Below are 12,846 nucleotides of genomic sequence, written 5' to 3' on the forward strand. Positions count from 1 at the left end.
GACTTGTGGGATAGACTTGGAGCATTCGAGATTCTCGGATCGTTTTCCAGCTATGGCGCGCCGTAATCTACTTCCCCCGCTGAATCCCGCGCGAGCATTCGAAGCGACGGGTCGACTACTGAGTGTGACGAAGGCCGCGGAAGAACTCAGCGTGACGCCTGCGGCCGTCAGCCGCCAGGTCAGGACGCTGGAAAGCTATCTCGGCACCGCACTGCTCGATCGGGCGCCGGGCGGTCGCATGCAGTTGACCCCCGCCGGCGCCCGCTATCTTTCCGAGCTCATGCCTCTCTTTGCTGGCTTGCGAGAGGCAACGCTGGCCGTCACCGGCAGCCGATACGGCGGCAACACGCTCCGCATCCGCTCACCCGCGACATTCGCGGTGCGCTGGTTGATACCTCGCCTGGCGAGCTTTCATCAGCAGCACAAGGATATCGACGTTCAATTAACGACTTCCTTCCAGCCATTGGATTTCCAGCGCGAGGACATCGATGCCGGTGTCCAGCTCGGAAATGGCCATTGGGGAGGACTCAGCGCGCTTCGCTTGATCCCGAACGTGCTCGTTGTCGTCGCAGCGCCCTCCCTGCAGATTCGCTCCAGGCGCGACCTGGCCAGGCACAGCCTGCTTCATTCCCTTGCTCGCCCCGAAGACTGGATGCTTTGGCTCGACGCGGCAGGTGTGAGGAACCTCGATCCGTCCCGTGGCATGAAGTATGAAACCTCGCTGCTTGCCTATCAGGCTGCGGTCGAGGGACACGGCATCGCGATCGCCCAGCGAGACCTGGTTGCCAAAGAGCTCGCGGATGGCACGTTGGTGACGCCAGTTGATTTTTCACTCGACCGGGGCGAGCACACCTACTACTTCGCGTGGGCGACCGACAGGCCCGAGTCCAGCGCACTGAGGGCCTTCCGCCAGTGGCTCTCTTCCACTGTCGCGAGCTGAGGCGCTTTTACAAAAGGTCAACAGCAGGCCGCGAGAAATTCGATGGTGCGCGTGTCGTCCGGTTCGTATCCTGATCTCATGAAAACGGCAAGGCAGCCCGTGCCCTTGCCAGAAAGGAGACGACATGAGGATCACACACGCGGTTGCGGCCGCCATGGCTTTGGTATCGCTCAGCACCACGGCTGCGCTCGCAGCCGAATATCCGTCAAAGCCCGTCAGCTTCGTCGTGCCGTTTGGCGCGGGGAGTGCCACCGACCAGTTGGCCCGTGCCTTGGGCGCCGCCATCATGGGGAAAACCGGCCAGGCGATCGTGGTCGAGAACAAGCCAGGCGCCTCGGGCATCATCGCGGCACAGCACGTTGCGCGTGCCGTGCCTGACGGATATACCGTCCTCATTACCACCAACACAACGCAGACAGCGAATCCTCATCTGTTCAGAAAGCTTCCGTACAACCCCTTGACCGACTTCCAGCCGGTGACCGCGCTCGGACGCGGCGGACAGGTGCTCGTTGTGCGTGCGGACGCCAAATACAGGGATCTTGGCGAGCTTATCCGGCAGGCGCGATCGATCCCCGGGAAGCTGACGTTTGGCAGCGGAAACTCATCGAGCCGCGTTGCAGGCGAGATGCTGAAACAATTGGCGAGGATTGACCTCACGTGGGTTGGCTACAACAGTAATCCCAACGCCATGAACGATTTGCTGGKCGGCCACATCGACATGATGCTTGTCGACACGATCGTTGGTCTGCCGCAGATCACAGCGGGGAAACTGAGACCGCTGACCGCGACGACTGCCACCCGTATTCCCCAACTGCCCAATGTGCCAACCATGCAGGAGGCTGGCATCAAGGATTTTGAGATGGGTTACTGGTTTGCCGCTTATCTGCCAGCGAATACGCCTGCCTCGATCTCCCAGAAACTCAGGGACATACTCGTACAGGCTGTCACAGATAAGCAACCGAAGGCTTTCTTTCAGTTGACCGGAACACAAGCCTGGACGACAACGCCTGCCGAACTCTCCGCCTTTCAGCGTATTGAGTCTGACAAGTGGGGACGCGTGATAAAGGCTGCCGGGATCGAGCCCGAATAGCGTGGCGTTGAGTCGTTTGACAACTTTATGGTCCCGACGAACCGCGACGACTTGACACGACTACCAACCAACTAGTAGGATGGTTCATCGAATCGAAGACGAAGACCCCTTATTTCATGATTGTGGAACTCTCACCCCGGGCCACCGAAATCGCCGAGCATGCCCGGCAGTTGCTCGCCGCAGGCGGCTATAACGGCTTCAGCTATGCGGACCTATCCGAGCGGGTGCGTATCGGCAAAGCCAGCATCCATCATCACTTCCCGAGCAAGGTCGATCTCGTTCTGACTGTCGTCATGCGCCACCGTCAGCAGTCAGTGGAAGGTCTGGCTGCATTGCAGCGCCACGTCGGTGATGATCCATTGGCGCAATTGAAGGCCTACGCAGATTACTGGGCTCGATGCATACGCGACGGTTCCTCGACGATGTGCATCTGCGCCATGCTGGCCGCCGAATCACCCATGATTCCGCCTGAAATTGCATTCGAGGTGCAAGGCTATTTCCAGGACCTGACTGCCTGGATCGCAGGGGTTCTGGAACGGGGCGAAGGCAAGGGGCAGTTGCGCTTGCAGGGCAACAACGCGCTCGTTGAAGCGCAGACTTTCATGTCCACGGTACATGGCGCGATGCTGACGGCTCGCGCACTCGGCGATCCCGAGTCCTTTCAAACCATCGCACATGCAGCCATAGGCCATTTGAGTAACTGAAACGGATCGTTTGGCCTGCTCAACAGCGCCAAGCGATTTTTTTAATCCCAACAACCAACCAACTAGTTGGCTGATTGTTGATTGAACTGAGATCCCATGCCACATCCCCTTTCCACCCTTGGCGCTGTTCATACCGCTATCAGTCTGGTGCCGTTTGCTGCCGGCCTGTACAGTTTTGTGCGCTATCGCTCCATCGACCCAGCCCGGCGCTCGGGCCGGATTTATCTGGGCGGTTTGGCACTGTCCGTGCTCACGTCGTTCGGCTTGTCCAGCACCGGTGGCTTCAATGCCGGCCACGCCCTGGGCATCCTTGCGTTGTTGACAATGACTGGCGCGTTGCTCGTTCCACGACTGTCCTTTTTGAGCCGTGCGCGTAGATACCTGGCTCAACTCGGCTTTTCATTCACCTTCTTCCTTTTGCTGGTGCCGGGCATCAACGAGACGTTGACCCGCCTGCCTGTCGCACATCCACTGGCCACCGGCCCTACTTCCCCCATCGTGCGTGGTGCCCTAGCGGCGTGGTCAGGAATCTTTATCGTGGGGGCCGTGCTGCAGTTGTTGTGGATGCTGCGTTCGCCGCGCCGGGCCTAGGTAGGGAGCATCTATGACTAGCGTTCGCGCCCTGCCCCCGGTTCTCTACGTGTTGCCGAATTCTGTGAGCGTCCCACGCGGCAATCACAACCCGCATGGGATTACCTCAAGTCAGAATTTTCAGGCCCTCCTGAAGGCACAGATCAAGCCATCGCTGGCATCGCGTGACCCAGCAAACTCGCTAACTCAAGCCGAACAGGCCAACGACCTGCCGCACGGGCCGAACATCGAGGCAATGCTTCAACAGTTGTACGCATGCCGAAAAATGCGGCTACATGGTGCGCTCGACGCGGGCGATGCAGTGGAATGTGCGCCGCAGCTCCCAACAACGGTCCCGACGCTGCCGGCAAACATCGTCATATGGATACCGGTGGACATCCGGACGCCGAGACATTTTAGCGGCGCCCGGCGTAGGCGCCGGCGCAGGCCGCGCTCGCCCGACGGGTATCGTTCTCGCGGCTATCCGTCCGAGCTTCAATGGGATGACACATAGGTCGCATCGGCAAACGCCGGCAAGGCAAAGTTCCCGCGCATTGCGCCTGGTCTCTGCCGCCGGCGTCAAAATGGCCGACGGCCGGAAACGCGGGCCATAGCGCGCTTGCTTGCACCGAATCTTCCGTTGAATTCGGGCGGAATCGCTCATCGAATTCGCTTGGCCGCACTCACACGGTCAACTCAGCGCTGCGGAAGTCGTTTTGAACACCATCCCCAAAGTAATGTCTCATTTCTCTGGAGGCTTTAATGAACGACAAGGACATTCCACTCGCGAACAGCAAGGTACTATATAAAGCGCTGCTGGTAGAAGACGATTACGCCGTGTCCCAGACCACGGTCCTTCCCGGCGGCGAAACCGAATGGCATCACCATACAAATGTGAAAGACCGCTTCCTCGTCGTTCTAGGCGTGCTCACTGTTGAAACGCAGGTAGGAGCATTGGTCGACAAAAGGCGCGTCGATGACCATTGCACGATCGAACCCGGTGTCATCCATCACGTCAAAAATGAGACGTTTGACGAAGTGGTATACATCAACATCCAGTCTGGAGGGGAGCGCGACATCGTCCTCGCAAAATAGCGCGAGGAGATGCAAGGCAAGACCGCGAAGCGGCAGGATGAACCGCCCCGGGAGCCGTGGAGGCTGGTTGGTTTAAGTTAATAGCGGTTTCCGCAACAGCGGTTTGCTAGCAGGCGGAGCGTGGTCGCCACTGCAGCATCAGTTTGGCGGCGACCACCTGCGCCAGCGTTCGGTTTCTAACGAAGGCTCAGACCCGGAGCATTCCACTTCTCTGACTGTCCGAATTTGCGCTGCGACCTACTTTCCGCAGCTTGCTAGCGAGGGTCTAACACAAAATCTCTCGATCCTCCTGACTGGACCGTAACGTACACAACATCATTGTCGGTTTCATTTGTGACGCGATGACTCACGCCAGGCTCGACAACATAATAGTCGCACACTTCCGTTTTGGTTACGACGTCGTCAACTTTGAGCTCGACTGTCAACACACCGCTCACTACAGTGAATCGGTCGTACACACTCGTATGGCGGTGCCACAGCGTTACGCCGCCAGCCAGCACTGTTGTAGTCGCGACGTGATAGGTTGCTTCTTGCAGTAGGGCTTTGTAAATAACCTTACTATTTATAAGTGGGCTGTCATTATCAAGCATTTGATTACTCCATTTTTATAAGATTTTTGAGAAATGGCTTTCGATTACCGCGGCAGTGCCGTGGTCGCCGTCGCAGAGACCTCGGCTGCGCCATAGGCATCTAGCCGGCGAATGGTTTCTCGCATATCCGTCTCAGTCGCATCCGGGTGAATGGAGCAGATGCGCAGGACCGTGCGGCCTCTTAACTGGGTGGTCAATACCGCGGCGAAACCATCGTCAAGTGCGCGCCGTGAAATTGCGCGATTCAACGCGTCGGCGGCCTCCGACGACATGCCTGGATACGTCATCCGGAAGGTCAGAATGGCTAGTTGGGCGGGCGATACGACTTCCCAGTTGGAACGCCCGTGTAGTTCGTCCTCGGCCCATTGCGCCAACTGACAACCTCTCGCAATCGCGTCACCAACCGCCTGTGAACCCAGCACCTGCAGCGTCAGCCAGAGCTTCATCGCACGCGCCGGCCTTGTAAGCTCTCCGCCCAAGTCCCAGTAGTTGATCTGATCGGCGTCGGCCTGTGCGTCCCAAAGGTATTCCGGTCGGGTGTTAAATGTCTGCGTGAGATGCGTGCGATTGCGCATCAGCACCATTCCGCAACCGTACGTCTGAAACAGCCATTTGTGGGCATCCCAGCTCAAGCTGTCGGCCTCGCCGATCCCATCAAGAAGACCCTGGTGGGCCGGCGACAGTGCTGCCGATGCACCGTAAGCGCCATCGACATGCATCCACATGCCATGCAGATCGCAGAGCGCACGAATGGGCCGGAGCGGGTCAATGCTGCCAGTGTTGGTGGTGCCCGCACTGGCACTGACTGCGAAAGGCTTCAGCCCGATGGCGCGATCTTGCTCGATGGCGCTAGCCAGTGCGGTCATGTCCATACGGAACGCTATGTCGGTCGGCACCCGTCGGATCTGATCGGGCAGGAAACCGATGATCTTCAGGCCCTTGGCGACGGAGGAATGCGTCTGCTCCGAAACGTATGCCACGGCAGACGGTCTCTCATGCGGCGCGAGTTTCTGGTCACGTGCCACAGTGAGCGCTGTGAGATTCGCCATCGAGCCGCCAGATACGAATAGTCCGCCTGCCGATGCCGGCATACCCACACGAGAGGCAAGCCAGTCGATGAGTCCCGCCTCGATCGCACTGGGTCCCGAACTTTGAAGCCAACTACCAGCGTGAACGTTGTGCATGGCAGTAGCCAAATCACCTAGCGCCGATAGCGGCGATGCGGGGCCGGGAATGAAGGCGAAGAAGCGAGGGTGGTCCATCTTTGCTCGCCAGGGGTTGATGTTTTGCAACAGTTGGGCGACCACATCGTTCAACGGGCGCCCCGTAGATGGGATACCCATGTTGCGCAAGACTGCCGCGCCTGCAGCGTCGATGACCTGCACGGCCCGCTGCATGGGTACTTGCTGTCTTTGATCGCCGACACGGCTCACAGCCTCGGCGAACGCCTGCGGTGTGACGTCACCAAGGAGGCGACTTGTCGGGATAGCGTCGAATGGGACGGTTAGGTCCGGGGGGCTCAATCGGTTGATCATTTGAATAATGTTCGGTCTATTTGCTATTTTATTGAACGTCATTCAGACATCACAGTGCTCCGGACAACATGGACAAAAATACGAATGGGCTTCGGCGGGAAGGCATCGCAGCGATACGCTTGGACGCCGTTGACCGAACACTATTAGGGCTGCTGGCGGATGACAGCACTCTGAGTTACAGCGAACTGGGAAATGCCCTGCACCTGTCAGCCCCTGCCGTGCATGAGCGAGTGAAGCGGCTCAAACGGGACCGCGTCATCCTTGGGACCGTGGCGAAGCTCGACGGCGCAAAGCTGGGGCGCCCGCTATTGTGCTTCGTGCAAGTTATCACCAGTACCGTGAAGCGCGCCCGTCAGGTTGCAGCGTTGTCATCGCTGGACGACATCGAAGAAATCCATACCGTTACTGGAGAGAGTGGCATTTTGCTCAAGGTGCGTACGCGTGATACGCAAGCACTGGAGGCTCTGCTCTCGAAGATTCACGGGGTCGAGGGCGTGGAAGGGACGCGCACGCAGTTGGCCCTGTCAACTTTGCTCGAACGCGGGCCCAGTCCCAATATGGTGGACTGATTTGCGAATCATAGACAGCCGTAATCGTCATTCCGCTGAGTCAACCATACCTGTCATAGGTTGCTCAACGATCTTCGGGCCATCAGGCGGTGCGCCTCGACCTGGGCATCGCCTTCGCTAGGGATGGTGCTCAAAACTCATGCGCCTCCGGGTACGCATGAACATCGCGCTTCACGCAGGCGGATGCAGTCCGTTTAGACCGCGAAAGCGGCCACTGGCCGGTAGCGAGCGACTGTCGCAGAAGGGTCGGCTGCCGCCGGCGACGATCAAGTCGAAAACTTGCTACGCGTTCGGGCATTTCCCGGGCAGAAGGCGTCGTCCTTCGCTGATCCACCGTTCCCCCGGCCGAGACTGGTCTCAGGCCCGACCCCCGCTCGTGACAACGCCATCGCATGGCGTCTCCCCACCAAAGCAGGGTACAACACTCGTTTCAAGTGCCGTCAAAGAGGACGTACGGCACAACTTTTCCTCCCGATGCACACGTCATTGGACATGTGTGGCTCTGCGACATTCGAGCCCCGGCCAACTCCGTGTGTGCCGGGTCGCACCTTAAGCGCAGCAGCGCAACAAAAAAAAATCCATGAATCGCGTCCCCTATTTCCTGCGGCACCGTGCCAGACTCTGGCAAGTCACTACCACCGTCTTCTTGTGTGGCATGCTTGCTGCTTGCGGTGGCGATTCGCCAGATGCGGCGACAGCACCAATGGATGCCCCGCCGCCAATAGTTGCGCCCACACCAGTGACACCGTCAGCCTTCTCCATCGGTGGCACCGTCAGCGGCCTTTCCGGTACAGGTCTTGTCTTGCAAGACAACGCCGGTGACGACCTTTCTGTTTCGGCCAGCGGCAGCTTTACTTTCGCCACGCAGGTTGCCCGTGGAAACAGCTACGCCGTGACGATCAAGAGCCAACCGACAAGGCCAAGACAGGTTTGTACCGTCACAAATGGCAGCGGTACGGCATCGGCATCGGTGGACAACGTTGCTGTGACATGCGTCACGCAGAAGTTGGCCTATGTCGTCAATAACAACGACGGCACGATATGGATGTACTCCATCAAGGCCGACGGCACGCTCACGGCAAACAGCGCCAACACGGCCGTTACCGGGACCTTTCCCATGTCCTTGGCCGTGGATCCTGGCGGCAAGTTTCTTTACATGTTGAATGGTAGTTATGCATACATGTACACGATCAACCTTGATGGTTCGCTCACCGCTAACGGGAGTCCCAACACGGTCACTGGTGGTTTTTCCATAAGCATCGATTCCAGCGGAAGATTTGCCTATATGGCCGGAGGTAGTTCGCTGGTGATGGACAGAATCGATGCAAACGGCCAGTTGACAGCCAATGGCACGCTCTCTCTCAGTGCAACGAGTCACCGCATCGCGTTGGCACCAAGCAGCAAGTTCGCCTACATATCCAACTATGGCGACGGCACGGTTTCGGCTTACATCATCAACGCTGATGGCACGCTCACGGCCAACGGCAGTCCGATCGCTGCGGGAGCATTTCCCCAGCCCGTGACAGTCGATCCCAGCGGCAAGTTTGTTTATGTCGTCAATGGGAACGGTGCCAACCAAGTGTCAATGTTCACCGTCAATACCGATGGCACACTCGCGGCCAACGGTACCGTTAGTGCCGGATTATCCTGGCCCGGTGCTGTAGTCGTTGCTCCCGATGGCAAGTCCGCCTATATCCCTTCGGGGAGCACTATCCTGCTCTACGCCATCAACGCCGATGGCACACTCACGGCCAATGGCACCGCAGCTTCGGTCTCCGGCCCCGTTGTTATCGACTCCAGCGGCAAGTTCGCCTACATCACGAATATGAGCAGCAACAGCGTATCGACATTCACAATCAACGCTGATGGCACATTCGCGCCTACTGGCACTGTGGCTACGGGACCTAGCCCGATCGGCTTTGCCATTGCCGAGTAGAGGCGTCCTGTCAAGGTTACTGGCGGACGATGGGCGTAGGGCAAGTCCGCCGCTTCCATCATGATCAGCTCGAACAACCGGTACGCCCCTCGTTGTCTGTTGAAAAACATGGCAGACTGCAACAGTCACTGAACCTGGAAGGCAACCATCATCATGTGACCGTCACCGAAGCTAACCACGGAACCGGCGTACATGTCCTCGTAGTAGTGCGAGCTCGAACCGTCGGCCGTCGAGGACCAGTAGGCGGCGCCGACTGTCCAGCCCGCCGGCGTCCCACCTGTACCGCTGTTAGCCGTGCGGATATTTCCCAGTTGAGTGATCGTCGGAATCGCTAGCGTCACGGTTCCGACATTCACCGTCTGCAAGGTCGTCACGTTCATCGCGCAAGTCGCAGCCGGACATACCGGAGTCGACGTGGCCGTTTGACGTGTTGCGGGGTCGCTCACAACCCCCATTGGCGGGATGCTGCTACCGTTGAATAGCGTCTGTAGCGTGCCCATATCGTCTAACAGGTAATTGCCGCTGAACGGGCCCTGATCAGCCTTCACTTCGTAGTACAGCTGCCCGTTGACCACCGTCGGGTACTGCAACGACCAGCCCCCATATGTCACGCCGTTCTGTGTGGTCGTCGGGTCGGCCCCGAGATTGATCTGGCTCGGGGCAGTCGTGCACGTAATGCTAATGTTGCTAACATTCCCACTGGCCGTGCCGGTCCCGCTCTGCACCGAGCAATATCTGCCCGTTGCGATATCACTGCCATACCACCCGGCCTTCAGCGTTACAGCATAACTGCTGCCTGCCGTGACCGAGCCCAGGCTGAAGCTGCCAGCCGTCGTCACGGTTGCCTGCGTGCTGCCGTTCACCTGCACAGTCAGGCTCTGGCCGCTCGCCAGACCGGTTGCTGTGCCGCTCAGAGTGTACGTATTCGTCGAACACGTCACGTCGATATTGGTCACATTGCTTGCGGCTACCGTGCCGGATCCATTGGCCACGGTGCAGGTCTGGCCGGCAGGCTGGGCCGCCATGGTCACCGCATAGGATGTCGCGCCCAGTCGCGGCGTCGGCATGGTGAATCCGCCGTTCGTGCTGACCACCTGTGTGTCGCCATTGGTGTCGGCCAACTGCAGGCTCGCGCCGGTGGCCAGGCCCAACACCGTGCCGCCCACKGTATAGGTGGGTGGCAGCGACGCGTTGCGCGCGAGCGCCGCATTGGCGCACAGGCGGCTTCCGGCCGGGGCATCGGTACAGGCGGTCAGCGTCGCCGCACCGGCGGCAGCGGCCGAGGCGGGGCTGGCGACCTGGGCGCTGCGGCCGTCTGCGGCCGGGGTTGCGACGAAGCTCGCGTCATCGCTCGTCCACGACCAATTGGTGAGATCCCCGATTCCGTCCGCGCCATCCGAACGGCGAACCGCAACCAACACGGTTTGCGCGGCGCCACCGGCCGTCACGGCCACCGTCGACGGTGTCAGGGCCAGCATGTACGACTTGGCGGGCGCGGCCTGCACCACCAGGTGGGCGAGGCTAGTGATGCGGCTGCCGTCTGGCAGCGTCGCCGTGGCTATGATGTCAGCGATGCCTGCAGCGATCGTCCGCACCGTGGCGTAGGTGCCAACAGGGTCGATCACTTCGCCCGCTGGCGCCTTGTCCGAAGCGGACACCACGGTAGCCACGCTCGGTTCGGACGAGGTCCAGGCAAAGCTCGCGCCCTTCACCTCGGTGCCGTCGGCCGCGAGCAGCGTCGCCTTGAGCGTCAGCGTGCCGCCAGCCACTGGAGCGGCACTGCCGGTGTCGACCACCAGGCGCGATGCCGCCGGCGTCGCGGCCGGGGTCGATGCACTATCGTCGGAACCGCAGGCAGCGAGCAGCGCCGCGGTAAGCAAGGCGAGGCCGGCAGCGCGCGCGCCGGCCAGAGCGTGTGGAAACATGGACCCAACCCGAATTGATATGAAGGAGGGCCGCGCCCTTCCGGACCGACGGCCATTGGCACGCTCTAATGGCGTGCACTGCGCGCGACTTTAGCAGCACAGGACATTCACCACTTCCCCCCACTGGGGGGTGACCAGTCAACTATGTGGATTAAATATCACTTATGATCCGGGTGAGGGGCTCTATTCCTTCTCATCAAAGAGGAAGAAAATCGAATCCCGGCCGATTGCTCCCTGCTATTTGTTGGGCCGAAGCTCCCGTACGTTGGCATTGCAGCCGCTCGCGGCTTCGGTGGATACGCAAGTCTCCCGCTGCACCCGGTCCTGGTGTCCGCCGGACTTCCGAGTCCGGCCAATAACGGCCATTGGGAGCTGTTCGCTGTAAGTGCTTCTTGTGTCACTCCAGCCGCCACCTGCGCCAGACGCTGCTATCGTGTCCAACGCCCAACCCCGCACTTCACAGAACATCGTCGCTGAACGGCTTCTGCTAGGCTCGCTTCAATGGAGAAAGCCTGCCGTATTATTTGAAGCATCCCGTTGCAGTACCCCACGACCGCCGAAATAAATGGCCACAGAAGCAGAGCTCCAACTACTTAAGAAGAAGGTCCTTGAGGATATGGCGCAATTCCTGGCAGTGTATAGTGCGCCGCGCAAGGCAAACACAATCGGTGCTCTATGGGATTTAGAGAGAGTCGCACGAGAGCTCGACACGATGCGTAATTTGCTGGTCGAGCCGTATGAGACCGAATACGACTGCGATGATGCTCTCATACCTGTTGACCTCCGTCTTCCGCAAGGCAAGCGGAGAGCCTATGCTGTTGCCGAAGACGATTGTTATCGACTCTTGTTCGACGAGGATGCCGGTGACTTTGTCCTTGTTGAGCAATCCGCAGACGGGACGTGGTTTTCATGGGGTATCCGCGGCGATGCTTCGACCTCCTTCCTTGCTCGATAGCACATTCGTCTATCTGAATACAGCGCCTCCGAAAAGACGCCATCGAGATTCTTCCCATTCGCGGACTGGTGCAACTGGTTTCCAGCAAGGTTGGGAACGCCGCGACGCGATAGGCCGGCTACTTCGTTCCAACAGAGTGCAAACGACGGCTTTTGCATAATGTTGGCGCTTCTGCCTTCGAACGGCCGAAGGACGCATAGGGATCGGCAGCCGCTTCCGTGCACACTCGCTCAGCAGCGGCATCGACCGATTGAATCCGCAACCCAGAATCGGTCATTGAACTGATGCCTCACGTGAGCAATAATCCCTGGCGCACCGAACTTCATGTATTACGGAAATGGCTCAATTGCACGAATCTGCTGTGGGGCTCCGGATTATAGGAGACGATCTTGCTCCCGATGAAATCAGCCGACAGCTCGGCTGCCTTCCGACGTTTGCCCAGCTTAAGGGCGAAGCAATTGTCGGAGAGAGATCAGGACAAACGCGTGTCGCCAAGTGTGGAATGTGGCGGCTGCGAGCACAGCCGCGCGAGCCAGAAGACCTCAACGGTCAGATCGCCGAAATTCTTGGGCAACTATCTGACGACCTCGACGTTTGGAAGGCGATATCTGATCGCTACTCAGTTGACCTGTTTTGTGGTCTCTTCATGGACGGTAGCAACGAAGGCTTGTCGGTCTCAGCAAGCTCACTCTTCGCATTAGGTGCTCGCGGTATCCAACTTTCTCTCGATCTCTATGGCCCCGGCAGCAGCGCGAGTGCTTGAGGCGATCGCCGAGACTCCACAGTCCGCTAAGGGTCGAGGCCGTGTGGAAACTCCGCTGGAACTGCATAGCGCGCCCTTGTAGACGTCCATAATCGCTCAAACGGCGATATCAGACGATGGGGCTGGCAGCGTAACAGAGCGCGCAATTATGGCGAGCGGCTTGGAGAGCCGAAT

General features: G+C 59.1%; 12 protein-coding genes. 9 read left to right on the forward strand and 3 right to left on the reverse strand.

Going from position 1 to position 12,846, the window contains the following annotated elements; translation table 11 throughout:
* The first annotated feature begins 52 nt into the window (after positions 1 to 52).
* The 5 genes from AC1DP9_RS13545 (at position 53) to AC1DP9_RS13565 (ending at position 4,399) form a co-directional block, all read left to right on the forward strand.
* Entirely contained in the window at positions 53 to 940 is an 888-nt protein-coding gene (locus AC1DP9_RS13545) for a LysR substrate-binding domain-containing protein (protein WP_477107647.1), read from the forward strand.
* A 124-nt stretch (positions 941 to 1,064) separates the two neighbouring features.
* Positions 1,065 to 2,030, forward strand: a complete 966-nt coding sequence (locus AC1DP9_RS13550; protein ID WP_477107648.1) for a Bug family tripartite tricarboxylate transporter substrate binding protein — start codon at positions 1,065 to 1,067, stop codon at positions 2,028 to 2,030.
* A 116-nt stretch (positions 2,031 to 2,146) separates the two neighbouring features.
* The gene (locus tag AC1DP9_RS13555; RefSeq protein WP_477107649.1) at positions 2,147 to 2,734 is read left to right on the forward strand and encodes a TetR/AcrR family transcriptional regulator; all 588 of its coding nucleotides are present in this window, start codon (positions 2,147 to 2,149) and stop codon (positions 2,732 to 2,734) included.
* Between the two features lie 96 nt (positions 2,735 to 2,830).
* Complete coding sequence (locus tag AC1DP9_RS13560; protein ID WP_477107650.1) at positions 2,831 to 3,325, forward strand: hypothetical protein; 495 nt, start codon at positions 2,831 to 2,833, stop codon at positions 3,323 to 3,325.
* A 741-nt stretch (positions 3,326 to 4,066) separates the two neighbouring features.
* Positions 4,067 to 4,399: a cupin domain-containing protein gene (locus tag AC1DP9_RS13565; protein WP_477107651.1), complete on the forward strand. Its 333-nt coding sequence runs from the start codon at positions 4,067 to 4,069 to the stop codon at positions 4,397 to 4,399.
* Positions 4,400 to 4,653: 254 nt separating this feature from the next.
* Here the strand turns inward: AC1DP9_RS13565 and AC1DP9_RS13570 are convergent, their stop codons facing one another.
* Positions 4,654 to 4,989, reverse strand: coding sequence for a cupin domain-containing protein (locus tag AC1DP9_RS13570; protein WP_477107652.1), 336 nt, complete (start codon positions 4,987 to 4,989; stop codon positions 4,654 to 4,656).
* A gap of 44 nt (positions 4,990 to 5,033) precedes the next feature.
* On the reverse strand, positions 5,034 to 6,566 hold the full coding sequence (locus tag AC1DP9_RS13575) for a pyridoxal phosphate-dependent decarboxylase family protein (RefSeq protein WP_477107653.1): 1,533 nt from the start codon (positions 6,564 to 6,566) through the stop codon (positions 5,034 to 5,036).
* Positions 6,567 to 6,592: 26 nt separating this feature from the next.
* On the opposite strand from AC1DP9_RS13575, the gene AC1DP9_RS13580 reads away from it, so the two are divergent.
* The gene (locus tag AC1DP9_RS13580) at positions 6,593 to 7,093 is read left to right on the forward strand and encodes an Lrp/AsnC family transcriptional regulator (RefSeq protein WP_477107654.1); all 501 of its coding nucleotides are present in this window, start codon (positions 6,593 to 6,595) and stop codon (positions 7,091 to 7,093) included.
* Between the two features lie 580 nt (positions 7,094 to 7,673).
* On the forward strand, positions 7,674 to 9,029 hold the full coding sequence (locus AC1DP9_RS13585; protein WP_477106238.1) for a lactonase family protein: 1,356 nt from the start codon (positions 7,674 to 7,676) through the stop codon (positions 9,027 to 9,029).
* Between the two features lie 125 nt (positions 9,030 to 9,154).
* On the opposite strand, the gene AC1DP9_RS13590 is transcribed toward AC1DP9_RS13585, so the two are convergent.
* A complete protein-coding gene (locus AC1DP9_RS13590; protein WP_477107655.1) occupies positions 9,155 to 10,954 on the reverse strand; it encodes a hypothetical protein in 1,800 nt (599 codons plus the stop codon).
* A gap of 565 nt (positions 10,955 to 11,519) precedes the next feature.
* Here AC1DP9_RS13590 and AC1DP9_RS13595 point away from each other — a divergent pair.
* Positions 11,520 to 11,909 carry a hypothetical protein gene (locus AC1DP9_RS13595; protein ID WP_477107656.1) on the forward strand — a complete coding sequence of 130 codons (390 nt, stop codon included), beginning with the start codon at positions 11,520 to 11,522 and terminating at the stop codon, positions 11,907 to 11,909.
* Positions 11,910 to 12,246: 337 nt separating this feature from the next.
* Positions 12,247 to 12,672, forward strand: a complete 426-nt coding sequence (locus AC1DP9_RS13600) for a DUF4279 domain-containing protein (protein ID WP_477107657.1) — start codon at positions 12,247 to 12,249, stop codon at positions 12,670 to 12,672.
* The last annotated feature ends 174 nt before the right edge of the window (positions 12,673 to 12,846 follow it).

The sequence above is a fragment of the Cupriavidus sp. 01L43 genome (genome assembly GCF_056399925.1).

Coding starts and splice junctions, on each gene's coding strand:
- AC1DP9_RS13570 (WP_477107652.1), bottom strand. CDS start 4,989: ATGCTTGATAATGACAGCCCACTTATAAATAGTAAGGTTATTTACAAA.
- AC1DP9_RS13595 (WP_477107656.1), top strand. CDS start 11,520: ATGGCCACAGAAGCAGAGCTCCAACTACTTAAGAAGAAGGTCCTTGAG.
- AC1DP9_RS13545 (WP_477107647.1), top strand. CDS start 53: ATGGCGCGCCGTAATCTACTTCCCCCGCTGAATCCCGCGCGAGCATTC.
- AC1DP9_RS13600 (WP_477107657.1), top strand. CDS start 12,247: ATGGCTCAATTGCACGAATCTGCTGTGGGGCTCCGGATTATAGGAGAC.
- AC1DP9_RS13585 (WP_477106238.1), top strand. CDS start 7,674: ATGAATCGCGTCCCCTATTTCCTGCGGCACCGTGCCAGACTCTGGCAA.
- AC1DP9_RS13565 (WP_477107651.1), top strand. CDS start 4,067: ATGAACGACAAGGACATTCCACTCGCGAACAGCAAGGTACTATATAAA.
- AC1DP9_RS13575 (WP_477107653.1), bottom strand. CDS start 6,566: ATGACGTTCAATAAAATAGCAAATAGACCGAACATTATTCAAATGATC.
- AC1DP9_RS13560 (WP_477107650.1), top strand. CDS start 2,831: ATGCCACATCCCCTTTCCACCCTTGGCGCTGTTCATACCGCTATCAGT.
- AC1DP9_RS13555 (WP_477107649.1), top strand. CDS start 2,147: ATGATTGTGGAACTCTCACCCCGGGCCACCGAAATCGCCGAGCATGCC.
- AC1DP9_RS13580 (WP_477107654.1), top strand. CDS start 6,593: ATGGACAAAAATACGAATGGGCTTCGGCGGGAAGGCATCGCAGCGATA.